15 protein-coding genes are annotated in these 16,025 nt (G+C 55.0%); 11 read left to right on the top strand and 4 right to left on the bottom strand.

Going from position 1 to position 16,025, the window contains the following annotated elements; genetic code table 11:
• Window positions 1-10 precede the first annotated feature (10 nt).
• The 7 genes from ACR0FB_RS13730 to ACR0FB_RS13700 all read left to right on the top strand — a co-directional run bounded on the left by ACR0FB_RS13730 (window position 11) and on the right by ACR0FB_RS13700 (window position 7,964).
• Window positions 11-388, top strand: coding sequence for a SnoaL-like domain-containing protein (locus ACR0FB_RS13730; protein ID WP_425078535.1), 378 nt, complete (start codon window positions 11-13; stop codon window positions 386-388).
• 347 nt (window positions 389-735) lie between these two features.
• On the top strand, window positions 736-1,731 hold the full coding sequence (locus ACR0FB_RS13725; RefSeq protein WP_058283448.1) for an HlyD family secretion protein: 996 nt from the start codon (window positions 736-738) through the stop codon (window positions 1,729-1,731).
• Window positions 1,728-4,424: a ribosome-associated ATPase/putative transporter RbbA gene (gene rbbA / locus ACR0FB_RS13720; RefSeq protein WP_480620926.1), complete on the top strand. Its 2,697-nt coding sequence runs from the start codon at window positions 1,728-1,730 to the stop codon at window positions 4,422-4,424. Before ACR0FB_RS13725 ends, rbbA begins: the two co-directional genes overlap by 4 nt.
• Window positions 4,425-5,543 (top strand): ABC transporter permease, encoded by a 1,119-nt coding sequence (locus ACR0FB_RS13715; RefSeq protein ID WP_480620928.1) that lies wholly within the window; start codon window positions 4,425-4,427, stop codon window positions 5,541-5,543.
• A 196-nt stretch (window positions 5,544-5,739) separates the two neighbouring features.
• Window positions 5,740-5,904, top strand: a complete 165-nt coding sequence (locus ACR0FB_RS13710; RefSeq protein ID WP_480620930.1) for a hypothetical protein — start codon at window positions 5,740-5,742, stop codon at window positions 5,902-5,904.
• Window positions 5,901-6,239 carry an Hsp20/alpha crystallin family protein gene (locus ACR0FB_RS13705; RefSeq protein ID WP_480620932.1) on the top strand — a complete coding sequence of 113 codons (339 nt, stop codon included), beginning with the start codon at window positions 5,901-5,903 and terminating at the stop codon, window positions 6,237-6,239. Before ACR0FB_RS13710 ends, ACR0FB_RS13705 begins: the two co-directional genes overlap by 4 nt.
• 150 nt (window positions 6,240-6,389) lie before the next feature.
• Window positions 6,390-7,964, top strand: coding sequence for a trypsin-like peptidase domain-containing protein (locus tag ACR0FB_RS13700; protein ID WP_480686168.1), 1,575 nt, complete (start codon window positions 6,390-6,392; stop codon window positions 7,962-7,964).
• A 9-nt stretch (window positions 7,965-7,973) separates the two neighbouring features.
• Here ACR0FB_RS13700 and ACR0FB_RS13695 read toward each other — a convergent pair whose 3' ends face one another.
• Together ACR0FB_RS13695 and ACR0FB_RS13690 are read right to left on the bottom strand one after the other, a co-directional pair.
• Complete coding sequence (locus ACR0FB_RS13695; RefSeq protein WP_480620936.1) at window positions 7,974-9,590, bottom strand: MFS transporter; 1,617 nt, start codon at window positions 9,588-9,590, stop codon at window positions 7,974-7,976.
• Between the two features lie 48 nt (window positions 9,591-9,638).
• Window positions 9,639-10,859: an APC family permease gene (locus ACR0FB_RS13690; RefSeq protein ID WP_480620938.1), complete on the bottom strand. Its 1,221-nt coding sequence runs from the start codon at window positions 10,857-10,859 to the stop codon at window positions 9,639-9,641.
• A gap of 263 nt (window positions 10,860-11,122) precedes the next feature.
• Between ACR0FB_RS13690 and ACR0FB_RS13685 the strand changes: the two genes are divergently transcribed.
• The 3 genes from ACR0FB_RS13685 (at window position 11,123) to ACR0FB_RS13675 (ending at window position 12,642) form a co-directional block, all read left to right on the top strand.
• Window positions 11,123-11,593, top strand: a complete 471-nt coding sequence (locus ACR0FB_RS13685; RefSeq protein ID WP_082643718.1) for a c-type cytochrome — start codon at window positions 11,123-11,125, stop codon at window positions 11,591-11,593.
• A gap of 131 nt (window positions 11,594-11,724) precedes the next feature.
• The gene (locus tag ACR0FB_RS13680; protein ID WP_058283440.1) at window positions 11,725-12,174 is read left to right on the top strand and encodes a phasin family protein; all 450 of its coding nucleotides are present in this window, start codon (window positions 11,725-11,727) and stop codon (window positions 12,172-12,174) included.
• Window positions 12,175-12,234: 60 nt separating this feature from the next.
• Window positions 12,235-12,642, top strand: a complete 408-nt coding sequence (locus ACR0FB_RS13675) for a universal stress protein (RefSeq protein ID WP_425078527.1) — start codon at window positions 12,235-12,237, stop codon at window positions 12,640-12,642.
• Between the two features lie 230 nt (window positions 12,643-12,872).
• Here ACR0FB_RS13675 and ACR0FB_RS13670 read toward each other — a convergent pair whose 3' ends face one another.
• Entirely contained in the window at window positions 12,873-13,412 is a 540-nt protein-coding gene (locus ACR0FB_RS13670; RefSeq protein WP_480620941.1) for a glutathione S-transferase family protein, read from the bottom strand.
• Between the two features lie 12 nt (window positions 13,413-13,424).
• Window positions 13,425-14,246 (bottom strand): 4,5-DOPA-extradiol-dioxygenase, encoded by an 822-nt coding sequence (gene ygiD / locus ACR0FB_RS13665; RefSeq protein ID WP_480620943.1) that lies wholly within the window; start codon window positions 14,244-14,246, stop codon window positions 13,425-13,427.
• 284 nt (window positions 14,247-14,530) lie between these two features.
• Here ygiD and ACR0FB_RS13660 point away from each other — a divergent pair, with 284 nt between their 5' ends.
• Window positions 14,531-15,415: a LysR family transcriptional regulator gene (locus ACR0FB_RS13660; RefSeq protein ID WP_480620945.1), complete on the top strand. Its 885-nt coding sequence runs from the start codon at window positions 14,531-14,533 to the stop codon at window positions 15,413-15,415.
• Window positions 15,416-16,025: the final 610 nt, after the last annotated feature.

Here is a 16,025-nt window from a genome sequence, read left to right as displayed (position 1 = left end):
GAGGGCTATCATGGAAGAATTAGTCGAGATTGGAAGAACATTTGTTCAGGCGATGCGTGATCGCAGGGGCCTTGCAAATGTTGATGAAATGTATGCCGAGAACGCTCAATCCATAGAAGCGGTTGTGCCTCCGGTTCGACAGTTTCGCATCACCAAAGGCCGTGATGCTATCAAAGGGAAAAGAGAGGATTGGCTGGCAGCTCATGAAATCATCGAATTTGACGTCGATGGCCCCTATGTTCATCCCCCAAACCGCTTCAGTGTGCGATATAAGGCTGACGTAAAGCAGAAGGAAACTGGGCAACGTATCACCTTGAGTGAGATTGCAGTTTATTCAGTAGCAGACGGAAAGATTGTACTGGAAGAGTTCTTCATGTTGCCGAAGTAGGAGCGGCAACCCGCAATACTGACGCAGTGTTGGTTTCATCCGCACGCTGGAAGTATGACTTGTAAGTGCTTTGGCACGATGGATGGACAATTGGGCATTTGTTTCGATCGCGTGATGCTTGCCCATGCGCAACAATTCCGTCAGTTCGGCGCAACCGAAATCTAAAGTCACGCCGTGGAATCCGCATTGAGCTATTGATGCGGGTTAACAATCAGACTGCTGCGCCGGTTTTCTACCCGAGTTTGGCCTGAACAACCCTCTAAAGGGCTCTGTTTGATCCAAAACAAAGCGTTATGCGGGGTTTGAGATAACGTCACCTAGTAGCTCTAACCGCGGTACGCCAGATCATGAAAAAGAATGTGCGCGCAATACTGATCGTCGTAATGCTCCTTCTCGCAGGTGCGGCGTTGTACATATTCGTTTCAGAAGACAGCAGTGAATTGCCAATTGGATTTGTACAGGGCAATGGACGGATAGAGGCCGAACAAGTGGAAATTGCCCCCACCTTCGCAGGGCGGGTTGCACAGGTTTTGTCGGCAGAAGGCAACTTGGTTGTTGTGGGTGAACTGTTGGTCGAGATGGACACCGATGAACTGTCTGCAGCGCTTGATCGCGCCAAAGCCGAAGTAGCATTGGCGCGTCAAGCCAAGGCCGAAGCCGAGGCTGTTGTTGTCCAACGAGAAAGCCAACAGCGTCGCGCGGCGCAGGAACTGGAACGGGCAAAGGCACTGTTGGCCGGTCAAAACATTTCGATGACAGTCTTTGAAGATCGCGAAACCGCATTTCAGGTTGCCGACGCCGTTCTGGGTGCCGCCAAGGCCCGGGTTGCAACCTCGGACAGCCAGATCGCGGCTGCCGAAGCCGAAGTGCGCCGGATCGCCGCCCAGATCGAGGATGCTTCGCTTGTTGCCCCTATGCCAGGGCGCATTCTTTACAGACTGGCTGAGCCCGGTGAAGTTGTTGGCGCAGGGGAGCCGATCCTTACACTTCTCAGCTTAGAGAACGTCTATATGGACGTGTACCTGCCCGCACGCGAAGCGGGGTTGCTGCCCATCGGGGCTGAGGCGCGCATCGTACTTGATGCCTTGCCGGATTTTGCCGTTCCTGCAACCGTCACTTTTGTATCCCCCGAAGCCCAGTTCACTCCGAAGCAGGTAGAGACATTGAGCGAGCGTGAACAGTTGGTCTTTCGCGTTCGGGTTCGCATTCCTGAGGATCTGATCACAGAACGGATCGAACATGTGAAAACCGGCCTTCGCGGTATCGCTGTGATCAGGCTTTCTTCTGACAGTGTATGGCCGGAATATCTGGAAAGGCGGATTCCACCCGAATTGTTCGAATGAATTCCCAGGCGGGCCCATCTGATTTCTGCGTCAGTGGTGTCACGCATAAGTATCGCCAGCGGACAGCACTCGATAACCTGTCGCTTAACCTGCCGTTAGGTCAGCTTATTGGGCTGATCGGGCCTGACGGGGTTGGCAAATCAACGCTTTTGGGATTGATCACCGGCGCGAAGAAGCTTCAATCCGGCACAATCAATGTTCTCGGAGGCCCAATCGACGACCGCGCCCATCGTCACCATATCTGCCCTGCGATCGCATTTATGCCGCAGGGATTGGGCCGTAATCTCTATGCAGAATTGTCGGTGCGCGAGAACCTTGAGTTCTTTTCGCGTTTGTTCGGACAGGGGCAGCAGGAGCGTGACATCCGGATCGCAGCATTGCTGTCGGCAACCGGGCTTGCGCCTTTCTCTGATCGACTGATGGGAAAACTCTCGGGCGGCATGAAACAGAAGCTTGGGCTGTGTTGTGCACTGATCCATGACCCTAAGCTTTTGGTTCTGGATGAGCCGACCACCGGCATCGACCCACTGTCGCGGCGTCAGTTCTGGGCGCTGATCGACGCGGTCCGAGAGGCTACTCCCAACCTCTCCATACTGGTTTCGACAGCTTATATGGAAGAAGCCGAACAATTCGACTTTATCGTCGCGATGGATGCCGGGCGCGTGCTTTTCCATGGTTCTCCGGCAGAATTGAAGGGGGAAGCCAGCGATCTTGAAACGTCCTACCGGCGGTTGCAGGCGCACGGAGATCCCCTGATCGCACCAAGGAAAGCGCCCACACATCACCGTGAGGCAGACCCAGTGATCACGGCACGCGGATTGACGCGGCGCTTTGGCGATTTCACGGCAGTCAATAACGTCGAATTCTCGATTAACCGTGGTGAGATTTTCGGCTTCCTCGGGTCGAACGGCTGCGGCAAGTCGACCACCATGAAAATGCTGACAGGCCTTCTGCCCGCGAGTGACGGTGAGGCGTTACTGTTCGGAAGACCGGTTGATGCACGCGACCTGAGGATGCGTCGCGAGATTGGCTATATGAGTCAGGCATTCTCGCTTTATGGCGAGTTGACCGTTCGGCAGAATCTCCAGCTACATGCCCGCATCTTTGCAATCACGGACCGCGATAGGCGTATCGATGAACTGGCGGAACGCTTTGGCCTGATTGCACAAATGGACATGCTGGCCACGGCGTTGCCACTTGGCATCAAGCAACGTCTTTCCCTGGCCGTCGCTGTGATCCACCGACCTCGCGTGCTGATCCTGGATGAGCCAACCTCGGGGGTGGACCCTGAGGCGCGCGACTCGTTTTGGGCGTTGCTGATTGAGCTTTCGAGAGATGAAGAAGTGACGATTTTCGTCTCGACCCATTTCATGGCCGAAGCAGAGCGCTGTGATCGGGTGTCGTTCATGCACGCGGGCCGTGTTCTGGCTGAGGGAACACCGGATGAGTTGATCGCCGGGGCACAGGTAGACAGTCTGGAAGAAGCATTTGTCACGGTATTGAAGGCAGCTGACCCTCCGGCACCGGTAAAAGCTCCTGAGGCATCGGTTCATGCCCTTGATGACAGCGCTGGCGGGGGTATCAGGCGCACACTGGCATACACGAAGCGTGAAACCATCGAGATTTTGCGCGACCGCGTGCGTTTGGCGTTTGCGTTCCTGGGCTCGGTGATCCTGATGCTGGTCTTTTGCTACGGGATTACGCTGGACATCGAAGAACTGGATTTCGCGGTACTGGATTTGTCACAGGGGCCAGAAAGCCGCGCCTACATTGCAGAGATTTCAGGATCGCGCTACTTCAACCCAACGCAGCCACTGACGAGTATCGATGAGGGCCATGAACGGCTGGCCCGAGGAGATGCCTCGTTGGTTGTCGAACTCCCACCTGACTTTGGGCGCAAGATCCGCTCTGTTGAAGCAACGGACGTGCTTGCAATTGTGGACGGCGCAATTCCGTTCAAAGGCGAGACTGTAGAAGGCTATGTGGCGGGGCTCCACAATACCTTTTTGGCGGCAATGGCCCGCCAAAACGGTGTGCATCCGGTCGAGATCGCCCGTATCGAGCCACGCTTCAGGTACAATCAGAGTTTCGAGAGTATTGCCGCAATGGCCCCGGCCATGCCTGCGATCCTTTTGATAATGTTACCGGCAGTTCTGATGGCGGTTAGCGTCGCACGTGAAAAAGAGTTGGGAACAATCACCAATTTCTATGCAACGCCAACGACGCGGCTTGAGTTTCTGGTTGGCAAGCAAATCCCTTATATCGCAATCGCGTTCGCCAATTTCCTGCTCTTGGCCGGAATGACGGTCCTTGTTTTTGATGTACCGCTCAAAGGCAACCCGGTTCCCCTGGCGATTGGCGCGTTGCTGTATGTCTGGGCGACCACATCTTATGGGCTGCTCATTGCGACCATGACCTCAAGCCAGGTGGCCGCTACCTTCGCGACCGCGATCGCCTCGGTCGTACCGACCATTCAGTTCTCGGGCCTGCTGCAGCCGGTTTCAACGCTTGAAGGCGGTGCGCAGACAATCGGATCGCTCTGGCCGTCATCCTATTTCCTGCACCTGAATGTCGGTGCCTTCACCAAAGGGCTGGGCTGGGATGCGCTTGCCCCCGATCTTCTCGCACTAGCCTGTTTCGGGCCGGTGCTGACGTTGATCGCTGCCCTTTTACTTCGAGCGCAGGAGAAATAAATGCAACGGTTGTCCTGCATCTTCTGGCTTGGCTTGAAAGAAATGATGAGCCTTCGGCGTGATTGGGTGATGATGGCGCTGCTGGTCTGGTCATTCACGCTGGCACCCGTGATGGAGGCGACGGGGGTTTCGAACTCGGTCAACAATGCCTCCATTGGATTTGCCGATGAGGATGGCTCGCCCCTTTCACGGTCTCTTGCCACGGCGTTCTTCCCTCCGGAGTTTCAACCCGTTGTCCAGATCGCACCGGGTACCGGAGCCGAAAATATGGATGCCGGGTATTTCCTGTTTGTGGTCGCGGTGCCACCAGGGTTCGAGAAAGATGTTCGCGCCGGGCACACGCCGGAAATTCAGGTTCTGATTGATGCGACGGCGATGGAACAGGCCGGGATTGGCGCAAACTATATCGTCAATATCCTCAGCGCCGAGATCCGTCGCTTTGCCATTGGTGCGGACCTGGCTGAGTCATTGCCCGTCGATATCATCATGCGCAGTGCGTTCAATCCCAACCGTGATACTGTTCGTTTTGCCGGCATCGTGGCGCTCATCGGCCAGATCATGTGGCTGACCACGATCCTCACCGGTGCCGCGATGATCCGCGAGCGTGAACATGGCACAATCGAACATCTGCTTGCGATGCCGCTTACCCCGTTTGACATTGCGATGGCCAAGATTTGGGCAAACGCAGCGGTGGTTCTTGTCGCGGCCGCCTTATCGCTGACCTTTGTTATGCAAGGTTTCCTGGGGATCAACATCGCGGGGTCGAAGGTGTTGTTTCTTTTTGGCACCGCGCTGTTTCTTTTCACAGCAACCGCACTTGGGGTATTTCTTGCAACGATTGCACGCTCAATGGCGCAATTCGCACTTTTGGTAATGCTGACAGTCCTTCCGATGCTGATGCTGTCGGGAGGTGAGACACCGATCGAGGGGCAGCCCGACTGGCTTCAGGTCGGAACATCGATCCTTCCGTCCCGCCATTACATGTCCGCCAGCCAATCCATCATCTTCAAGGGGGCGAGGTTTGAGACGGTCTGGCCAGAGTTCTTATGGATGGCGTTACTCGGCGCAATCCTTCTGGCGTCCAGCCTGATGCTTTTCAGACGCTCGTTGGCGCAATAGAGTCAGATCAGTTTACCCCTTGGCCTGGACGTATGACCGGTAATGCGCCTTGTTTCATTCGGAATGCCGATACGGCCGGGATGTCCTTTTGGCGCGTTACCGAGGACGCTTGCTTGCGCAAGATCAAGGTAATTAGACGAGTTTTTTGCCATAATGCAGCCTCCCCCCAATCGCACCGAAGGAGGAGGATCAGAAAATGCTTGAAGACAAAAAACCACAACTGTTTGCTGGAACACATCCGCTCTCTGATAATTTTCGACGCGAAATGGAATCCATGATGTCGCGCTTTTTGGGGGCGCAGCGCCATTCCTGCCGCTGGAAACAGCCGCGCAACGCACGGGCTTCCCGTCGTTGGACATGACGGGTGCGATTTCGCCGGCGATTGACATCCACGAAACGGATACAGCGATCGTTCTCACGGCTGAATTGCCGGGTCTCGAAGAAGACGACGTCGAAGTCGAAATCAAAGACCGTAGATTGACGCTGCGGGGCCAGAAGAATGTTACGCATGATGACACAGGCGATCTGCGCGTTAGCGAGAGAAGCTATGGCAGTTTCACTCGGACAATGACGCTGCCTGATGCAGTCGATATCGAGGAGATTTCCGCTGCGTTCGACAAAGGTGTCCTGCACGTCACGATGCCGAAAACCAAACCTCAGGATCCCAGCCGGAAGATCAAGGTCTCATCGAAATAGGCGCAATGGAGGCGCACACGCAACCTTCATGGTCCGGGCAGCATGCGCAGACCCTTGGTGTTCTTAAAACGAGCACACTATTGCCCACCATAGCGGTTTCACTGCTGCGCATGATAATGTGCCAATAGGGCTAGAGTACTGAGATGGACAATGCGGACGCCGGACAAAAGCGATGTGGAAACTGAAACGGGCGATGTCCGTGCATTTCTGGAGAGCTTGACGGGGCCGTCCCGCGGAACCGTTACCTGGCTTGTCGGCAACGCTTTGGCTGCTTCTGTGGGTCCTGATCGTATCCTGAAGTTCAGGCGAAAAGAGGATTTGCCCCCGCATGACGAAGACGTGGCAACGATTCAGTGGTCGCAAGGCGGTTACGCGCTAAACGCTTTGCCTGGCCGGGATATCTGGGTCAATGGTCAAAAAACTGCTTCGGCAGTTCTTGGGCATGGCGACATGATTGAGTTCGGTGCAGAGGGGCCCATGTCGCGCTACAGGGTGTGTGACCACTCATTCCCGGCACATCACACGGTCGAAGATATAATAAGTGACGCTTATGTGTATGCGCGCTCCAGCCGACGACCCTTCGCCAGAAAAATGTCCGGTGCGCTGCGCGAAGGCGGGCGTCGGCTGACATCACAAACCACGGTTTTGTTCAGGGTTACCGTTATCGGTGTGCTTCTTCTGATCTTTGCCTTTGGCTATTTGCTTTTTCAGAACGATCGGAAGCTGGCGGACAGCCTTAAACAGGAGTCTCTCAAGATCGAGGCGGTTGCTGTCATGCTTACGCAGACGCGAGAAGATGCACTGACGGCGGATGATCTGGTCGCGCTCAGAGAAGCGTTTGACAACCAGGTGATTTCCACCGAGCAGCGCCTTGGCACTTTGGAAGAACGCGCTGGTGCGTCAAGGCGAGTTATCACAGCCTCGACGCGATCTATTGCCTTTATCCAGGGTGCTTACGGATTGCGACAGACCGAAAGCGGCAAATTGCTGCGGCATGTGCTTGGCCCGGACGGGGAGAAACTAAAAACTCCATTCGGAAAACCATGGATTGAGCCAGATGCGGAAGGCGCGCCGGCAGAATTTCAGTTCACCGGAACCGGGTTTCTATTGCAGGACACCTCTCTTTTGGTGACCAACCGTCATGTCGCCTTGCCCTGGACGACCGGGGATCGGGCGCAGGCCCTGAAGGCAGCAGGGCTTGAAGCCGAGATACTTAGCCTGCTGGCTTATCTTCCAGAACAATCCAAGCCAATGGAAGCGGTATTGCTTAGGGCAAGCAAAACGGCCGATCTGGCGCTTCTGTCCGTTGATGCGAACCGTGTTCAAGGGCTTGGACTCTCACTGGCACCTCAACCGACGCGAGCAGGTGAAGAAGTTTTCTTGCTTGGATTTCCGACTGGCCTTAAGGCCTTGATTGTGCAGGCTGGGCCGGATTTTCTGAAAACGCTTGAGAGAGACGGCGCCGTCGATTTCTGGACTATTGCAAAACACCTTTCAGAGCAGAACAAAATCAGGCCTCTGGCCAGCCGGGGGATCGTCGCCCAGACCAGCCCCGGTGCAGTCGTTTATGATGCTGAAACCACAACCGGCGGAAGCGGCGGACCTGCCCTTAACCGAAACGGCGAGGTGGTTGCTATCAATGCCGCGATCTTACCCGAATTTGGCGGCTCGAATATTGGCGTTCCGGTGTCACACCTCAAGATACTTCTCGATGAAAGCGATTGATCCGCATATTCAATCGCGCGTCTGATAAGGCGAGTTTTGCACCAAAAAAACCACAGCCAGTGGGATGATGACAGAGATCAAGCCCACGGTAATCAGCAACTTCCCCAAGTGGCTATAGTCAGCGACGGAGGCAACAGTACCCGTTCTGGGATCGGTAACCGCGCGGGTAACGGTAAAGATCTGATTCAGGTATTTTGTACCGAGACTGCTTGCTGACAATGCCATGTTGGTGAAAGACGCCATGACCGCAAAAAAGGTAGCCTTCAGATGTGTTGGGGCGTTGCGCGCGATCCAAGCCAACATTGGGACCATCGCGATCTGACCCAGCGGTGACTCAACGGCTGTGTCAAGAATGGCGATAAACCTTGCATCCACGACCCCACCTGTGCGCGCGGCCGTCCATTCATGCACCCCGTAGTACAAGGCAAGGTTTGGCAGGGACAGCACTCCGGCGGCAATCGTGAGTAACACTACAACCTGCGCAATCGAACGACTTGCCATAAACGGCCTGAGGATAATCAGGCCAAGCAAAGCAAGTAGTGAGGTCAGAAGCGCTAGAATGGCCAGGAACTGTTCGTCAAACCCAAGCTCGTCGATCTCGAACCAGGTCAGGCCCGGTCCTGGCAAGGGAACTGCTCGAAAAACGAAAATGATAGTTGCTGTCCCGATCAGAACTTTGGCCTGTTTCGACTCCAGCTCTCTCAGCAAACGCGACATGAGGTAGAGAATGACCGTGAGCGACACCCCAAAAACGGTCTCTTGCGCGAAGGCAAAATTTGCGGTTCCCAACACTATGCTGAGAACAACAAACGCAAGTCCGCCCAGCAGTATCGGCCACCTGACTTCGGTGGTTTGATCTGGTCTGTGCAGAAGGTGTCCTCGACGAACGAGGCGGCGCTGTATCAGAGCGTGAAGAACCACTCCACTGACAGACAACAGTGGGATAGCCTGGGCAATGAGATAGACCCGACCGTAGAGAACCAAACGATCGGCTTTCTCCAGATTTTCCGCCCCGGAAAAAATCCAGATGTTAACCGCGGCGACCCCTGCAAACCCGGATATGATCGCAATCCTGCCGAGGGTCTGCATGGTGGTGTGTCGGGCACGAACTTCGTCCTGAATAAACGTGCGTCCGTCTCGGTCCGATTGCGGCACTGCTTCGACTGTCATGGCGTCAGCAACGACATCCTGAATGGCATAACCTGAAGGAGCCAACATCAAGGCAACGACGTACCAATCCTCAAGTGGCATAATGCCGGCCATTTGGTCAGGCGCAGCCACAAGCCTGTACATGATGAGCAATGACGCCGTGATAAAGGATGCGCCAACAACAATCAGCAGGGATTTCCAGCGCCAGAACAGGTCAACCAGATGACCCAGCGGCATTTTTAGAATCCATGGCAACCCGGCCCAGAATGCCAATCCCGCAACAAAAGCGGCGGATAGATTCAGATAGTCCTTAAGAAAAAACGCACCGACGACGGATGTTAGCCCCGAAACCCCGGCCGCAAAGTAAACCATCAATGGTGGCAGGTAAGACCATTGCAATTGCGCGATCAGATCGACGAAAGTCCGGTGCCACCAGCCTGAAATCCGCCTTCCAAATGTTGATCGGTCAGTGTTCATGCGTCAGTCGGACCCCGTTCTGGTGACCCTGTGCTGTCGGTTTTCCTCTCAGAGAAATCCGGCACCAAAAAGCAGAGCGCTGGTCAGCACCCCAAGGATTGGTACAACAAGAGGTACGCGGAAATGTTCCCGAGTTGACCCCGGCCGGGACTTCAGCAATATCAGCGAGATGTTGACCAGAACAAACACTCCCAAAACAATCTGGGATGTGCGTTCCGCTAGTATGCCGATTGGCAAAGTTTGCGTCAGCAGAAGAATTATCACAACTACCAACAGGGTTGCGACGACCGGTGTTTGGGTAACCTGCGGGACAGTCGCCAGTATTTTCGGAAGATGATCCCGGTCGGCAAGACCATAGATCACCCGCGACGCCATAATCATCTGGATCAAGACGCCATTGACTGTTGCAACGACTGCGACTGCGGCGAACCCTTGTTTGATTACTTCGGGTGCGTCGAAGAAAACCAGCGTGAGTGGGGCGGCCGAGGTCGACAAGGTATCGATAGGAACAACGAGCAGGACCGTGATCGAGGTCGCTAGATACAAACCCGTCGCCAGAACGAGCGTCAAAAGGATAGCCTTTGGAATTGTGTGGGTTGGGTCTTTTACCTCTTCCGCGACGTTTGCCATGTCTTCAAAGCCGACAAAGGCAAAAAATGCCAGCAGAGATGCCGCCATAATACCGCGCCAGGTACTGAGCTCGAGTCCCGGAATCATCGCACTAATTTCATGGCCTTGCGGTTCCTGAACAGACATGCCCCAGCCAATCACAAAAAGAAGCCCCGCGATCTCGATGACCGTGATCACAGCTGCCACAAATACCGATTGTGTAATGCCCCAGATTGCAATCAGCCCCATGACCGACACAACGCCGATCGTAAGCAATGCGGTGCCAAGCCCCGTCAGGGTGTGAAGGTATGAGGCCGCCCCAATCGCAACAGCGGAGGCTGAAATAATCCCAGACGCAGCAACGGCAAGACCGATTAGAACCGCCATCCAGCCCCTTTGAAATCCCGCTTCAACGTATGCCGCTTCACCCGCGCTTACGGGATAGCGCGTCGCGAGTTCGGCGTACGACAAAGCCGTCAGCGAAACGACGAGCGCTGCAACAAGAAACGAAACTGCAGCATAAGGGCCCGCGGCCTCGGCGGTTGCGCCGACGAGCACATAAATTCCCGCACCGACGGTTACACCGAGCCCATATAAGGTAAGCAACGGAGTGGTGAGAGAACGTCGGAGTTTAGGGGACGGTGGATCAACTGTATGCATTCACCTCACTCCTTGATGGGCAATTGCCGGGTTATCGAAGCTGTGCCGCAAACAAGCACCCCGATGATAAACCAAGGGCTCATCACCGCTCATGCCGAGCTTCTTCTGAAACATTCATACTTTGATATGTAATTCTTTATTTGGCGTTGATCTATATCATCAGGCGCTAAGACTGATCAGAGAGGCGGATCCGAATGCTGCGACCGTCGTTTCGTGATGGTTTTTCCCAGCTGGTACTCAAAGGTTGAATATGAGCGAGATCAATGAAGCATTCATTCGATATCGCGTATTTTCAACTCGAAATGCTGATTTCGGAGGAGGAACAGATGCTAGTTTGTCGCGGACTTCTTTTGTCAATATTTGCTGCAAGTGCTGCACTGGCGCAGGATATTGACCTTCAAAATGGGCACGATCTCTACAGAACTTATTGTTGGCAATGCCATGGTTTTGAGGCCACAGGAGATGGTCCAATGGCGGAGATGCTGGCGATAAGGACACCTGATCTGACGAGGCTCGCGGCCCAAAACGACGGTGTTTTTCCGATTGAGGCGGTGGCGCGTCAAATTGATGGTCGCGCACCATTGCTCGCGCATGGTGGAGAAATGCCCATTTTTGGACCAGCTTTGGATTCGGATCAAAAAGTTGCGCTGACGATGCCTGACGGCCAACCGATGTTCGCAGGTGTGCCGTTGGCGAATGTGATTGCGTATCTTGAGGCTATACAGACTGAATAGGTTGGCACAAAGCCCACCCTTGGATTGCAGGACACCACTACCACGTTTGCCGGCGGTGGTTGATTTACATTAAGGCAAGTTTCCACGATCTCAGTTAATATTCAGCATTTAGAGATGAGGAGGAATCTCCGATGCCTGAAGAGAAGCCAAAATCAAGTTACTCCAACGCACTTGTAGATATTTTCAAGCAGGTGCAGCCGACTACTACAGCCAATCCGTTTCTGGGCGCTCAGCTTGAGCAATTTTGGGACACGCAGGAGAAGTCACTGAAAGAGGCAGAGGCCTTTGCTCAGCATTGGTTTGAGAGGCGTCACGAGGCTGTTCGAACCGCGCTTGAAGCTGCGCGCTCAGCATCTGCTGCAGACCCGACTGATCCAGCAAAAGCACTGCAATCCATAGCTGAGTGGCAGAAGCATTCAGCCGAACGCCTTGTGGCTGACGCTCAGGAATGGTTCGAAACAGTTGCCCGATGTGCAGCATATGCAGCGGAAACCGAAGCCGAAGCTGTGGAAAAGACAATAGACGAAGTTGCAAGCACAGCTAAGAAGGCGGGTAAATCTCCGAAATCCGATCCGGTATAGAGAGCCGTATCACCGCAGAGGTCGAAACGATCGCAGCTGGAGCAATGGAAGGTAGCTCATATGTATAAAAACATTCTGGTACCAGTCGCACTGGACAAAGATCACGATACACAGGCCTCATTTGAAGCTGCTCGTTTGCTGGCAAATGCCGATGCGGAATTCACAGTGCTTCATGTGCAGGAACCGATCCCTGCATATGTGGCATCTCAGATACCCGAGGAAGTTCTGGCAAATACGCGAAAAGAACTTCAAGAAAGCTTACATCTGAATGCTGCGGAGCTATCGGGTGCGAAACCGCGCCTTGTCTCGGGGAGCGCTGGCCGCGCGATCGTTGACTTCGCAAATGAAAATGACATCGATTGCATAGTGCTGGCCTCACACAAGCCGGGGATCGAGAACATTTTTATTGGGTCAACTGCAAACCGGGTCGTTCACCACGCCAATTGTTCTGTCCACGTGATCCGCTGAAACGGTTTCTGGTGAGTGTCGCACGTCGATTATGCGGCCGGTTACTCGATATTGCAGACCTTGGCGCAAACGCGGCGAATTTACCCTTTGTCCCGCGACTCGTTCCTTGCCTGACGAAATCTTGCTGCGCCCGACACGAATGGCGGCTGTTAACACAGCATTGCCGCGCTAAAGATGATGCCTTCGCGGCAAAATCCGTGCTGCAAGCGCTCGCAGCGAGAAAATCAAATTCACGGGTTGGGCTCTTTGTCCTCATTCGCCGCAATCGGGGTATCCGACGGTGCGAGATGCTCGAAGGCGCTGTCCAACATGCGCAGGATGTCCGCGCTTTCGTTGTTCACCATGACATTGCGCTTCATGTCCCAAAGCACAGGCACGGTCGCGCGTCCGGTGAACTGCGGATCGGCACGGGTATAGAGTTCATGTATGTATAGCGCGCCAAATTGCGGGTCCTCGTCGGCACCGGGAAAGCCACCGAAACGCCAACCCTGATCCGTCAGTGTCGGATTGACCACCGTCACCTCGATCAGCTGATCAAGTCCTTTCAGTTTGCGCGCAATCAGAGCGCGCGACGCCCAGGGACAAATCAGTGCGACATAGAGCCGGTAGCGGCTAGGTTCGGCCTCGAACCCGCCCTCCCCTGTCGGCCCGGGACGGCCGTCCGGCGTGATCCAATTGCGAAAGCTGGAGGTCTGCCGTACGAAGCGGCCGACCTTGTCGGCCTTTTGCACCGGCTGCCAGTTTTCCATCCATTTGCCGTCGACAAGCATGTCCCGGTCTCCTCAGTTGGCGTGAAAGATGAAGGACCGCATCGACACCGATCCAAGTTCGATGGCATCGGTCATGAAGGTCGGGTCATCGCGCGTGTCCGACGCGCCAGCGATTGTCAGCGCTGGCAGGTAATGATCCACGGTCGGGTGCGCTGCGGTGAAAAGCGCGCCAAGCTCGTCCGCATCCGCGAGCGCGCCGAAATCCCGGTCCGCGAGATGGTCGGCAAAAAGCGCATCAAACTCCTGCGCGAATTCCTGCGGTGTGCCACCCCGGCGCATGGCGCGCAGGTTATGGACGACATTACCCGAGCCTAAGATCAGAACGCCTCGATCCCGCAGGCCCGATAGGGCACCACCGATCTCCAGTTGATGCTCGAGCCCTCGCCCTATGTCGACCGAAACCTGAAAGACCGGCACATCGGCCTCGGGGTAGAGATACTTTAGGACAGCCCAGGCACCGTGGTCGAGACCCCAAGAATCATCCCCAGCGGCGCGGTGGCTGCCTAGGAGCGACACAACCTCGCGCGCCAGATCGGGCTGGCCGGGTGCCGGATACTGCTGTTGATAAAGCGCCTCTGGGAAGCCATGGAAATCATGGATCGTGCGCGGTATCGCCGAGACATCCACAAGAGTCGTTCCGCGCGTCATCCAATGCGCCGAGACGACGAGGATCGCCTTGGGTCGTGGCAGGCTCTGGCCAAGTGTTGCCCACGACCGGCTGAACGGGCCGCCTTCGATCGCATGCATCGGGCTTCCATGCCCGAGAAAGACGACCGGCATCCGGTCGGAGGGTGCGAACCGTTCCTTGAGCGCTTGCAAACTAAGTGTCTGCATGATGGGACCCTTTCGTCGGTGACCGAGCGGCCGAATGGCCGACCGTGCCGGCAATAGTAAAGTCGCTGATCTTGAGCCATCCATGGGCGAGAAAGAGCGAACCGCTCGCGACGCGAAATGCGAAGGCGGCATAATCAGAGGTCTTTTGCGTGGTCATATCCGTGTCCTTTTGTTGACCTTGGCCAGAAGAACAGCCTGTCTGTGAAAGAACATACGCCTTGCAGATAATGACCAAAATGACGAAAATGTAGAATGACTGCCCACATTTTGTTCTCAATAGAAATATGGACCTTTTCAATCAACTCCGCGCGTTCGTCGCCACCGCACATTCCGGATCCTTCACGGGAGCGGCAACACAGTTGGGCATTTCGAACCGATTGACCTCGAAGTACGTGGCCGAACTCGAGCAGCACCTCGGTGTGCGGCTCTTTCAGCGCACAACCCGCAAAGTCGGGCTGACGCCGGCAGGGTCGGACCTGCTGTCCCGTGCCCCTGCCCTGCTGGACGATCTCGACGACTTGCTGGCCAATGTCTCGGACTCCTCGAAGGGGTTATCAGGCGTTGTGAGAATTTCCGCACCGATCACGTTCGGCGAGGTCTATGTCGCGGGAATGCTGGCGCGGTTCGCAGAACAACACCCAGGGATCACCATCGACCTCAGGCTTAGCGATGCCTTCAGCGATCTTGCCGCAGAAGGGATCGACCTGGCCTTTCGGATTGGTCGCTTCGACATGGCCTCCCTCAAGGTCCAGCGGCTGGGCTCGTTTCAGAGCCTGCCTGTCGCCAGCCCGGCCTACCTCACGCGGGTCGGTCGCCTTGAAACACCAAACGATCTTTCAGAGCATAGTTGCATCGTCGATACCAACCGTAGAAACCCTAAGCGCTGGACCTTCGACCAAAATGGCCTTCAGGTCGTGGTTCAGATCGAGGGCAGGTTCCACGTCAATTCAGCAAGTGCCGCGGTTGATCTAGCGCGCCGCGGTCTTGGAATCGCCTATGTTCCAAGCTTCGCTTTGCGTGGTGCACTCGATAGGGGCGACTTGGTCAGGTTGCTTGAAAGCCATACTGGGGCACGCGGTGACATCGCTGCCGTATACCTTGAAGGCCGCACGCTGCCTCGAAAGGTGCGCGCGTTGATCGACTTTGCGGTTGAGCATGGGCAATTGTAATACTGAGCGCCGATTGTCACGGTGCCCTAAACTGGTGGACGCAGGTGTATTCGAAGCAGAATCTTGGAATTTTAGGCCCCTAATTTCCGGATATCCACAGGTCGCCGAGAATTGATCACCCGTTCCCGTAGCGAAAGCACTATGGGGTCACCTGGCCTGTTCATGCCTGTATGCAACGAAGCTTATCCACAGAACATATCGTCCACGAATTAAGGGCACAGTCCGGCAATTAATAATACAGTCCAGAAATTAACGGCACAATCAAGCACTGATTTTACGCAACTTTTTAAAGCCAGCGTCCAGTAATTAAGGGAACAGTGACAACAATCCCCTACCCGCTTTATGCGCAAAATAGGGATTTTTTGAACTTTACTTTAACGGTATCCGTAAATCACATTTATACCCGATAAGTACCCCTTATCAGACGTGATTGATTTCCCACCGATTTGCGCGCAGAGTGGCCGCCATGTCACCCGTGTTCTCGCGTCACATATTGCAAATTGCAATCTCGAGCCAGAATCGAGGCTCCTACCGTGACCTGATCGTACGAACCCGGACAAGACGCCGTGATGTTAGGCCCCGACAGCACTCCGCGAAACCGACTGTTCCA

Source organism: Ruegeria sp. P10 (genome assembly GCF_056534925.1).
This window is presented reverse-complemented; position numbering and strand designations above follow the sequence as displayed.

Coding starts and splice junctions, on each gene's coding strand:
- ACR0FB_RS13730 (WP_425078535.1), top strand. CDS start 11: ATGGAAGAATTAGTCGAGATTGGAAGAACATTTGTTCAGGCGATGCGT.
- ACR0FB_RS13725 (WP_058283448.1), top strand. CDS start 736: ATGAAAAAGAATGTGCGCGCAATACTGATCGTCGTAATGCTCCTTCTC.
- rbbA (WP_480620926.1), top strand. CDS start 1,728: ATGAATTCCCAGGCGGGCCCATCTGATTTCTGCGTCAGTGGTGTCACG.
- ACR0FB_RS13715 (WP_480620928.1), top strand. CDS start 4,425: ATGCAACGGTTGTCCTGCATCTTCTGGCTTGGCTTGAAAGAAATGATG.
- ACR0FB_RS13710 (WP_480620930.1), top strand. CDS start 5,740: ATGCTTGAAGACAAAAAACCACAACTGTTTGCTGGAACACATCCGCTC.
- ACR0FB_RS13705 (WP_480620932.1), top strand. CDS start 5,901: ATGACGGGTGCGATTTCGCCGGCGATTGACATCCACGAAACGGATACA.
- ACR0FB_RS13700 (WP_480686168.1), top strand. CDS start 6,390: ATGCGGACGCCGGACAAAAGCGATGTGGAAACTGAAACGGGCGATGTC.
- ACR0FB_RS13695 (WP_480620936.1), bottom strand. CDS start 9,590: ATGAACACTGACCGATCAACATTTGGAAGGCGGATTTCAGGCTGGTGG.
- ACR0FB_RS13690 (WP_480620938.1), bottom strand. CDS start 10,859: ATGCATACAGTTGATCCACCGTCCCCTAAACTCCGACGTTCTCTCACC.
- ACR0FB_RS13685 (WP_082643718.1), top strand. CDS start 11,123: ATGAAGCATTCATTCGATATCGCGTATTTTCAACTCGAAATGCTGATT.
- ACR0FB_RS13680 (WP_058283440.1), top strand. CDS start 11,725: ATGCCTGAAGAGAAGCCAAAATCAAGTTACTCCAACGCACTTGTAGAT.
- ACR0FB_RS13675 (WP_425078527.1), top strand. CDS start 12,235: ATGTATAAAAACATTCTGGTACCAGTCGCACTGGACAAAGATCACGAT.
- ACR0FB_RS13670 (WP_480620941.1), bottom strand. CDS start 13,412: ATGCTTGTCGACGGCAAATGGATGGAAAACTGGCAGCCGGTGCAAAAG.
- ygiD (WP_480620943.1), bottom strand. CDS start 14,246: ATGCAGACACTTAGTTTGCAAGCGCTCAAGGAACGGTTCGCACCCTCC.
- ACR0FB_RS13660 (WP_480620945.1), top strand. CDS start 14,531: ATGGACCTTTTCAATCAACTCCGCGCGTTCGTCGCCACCGCACATTCC.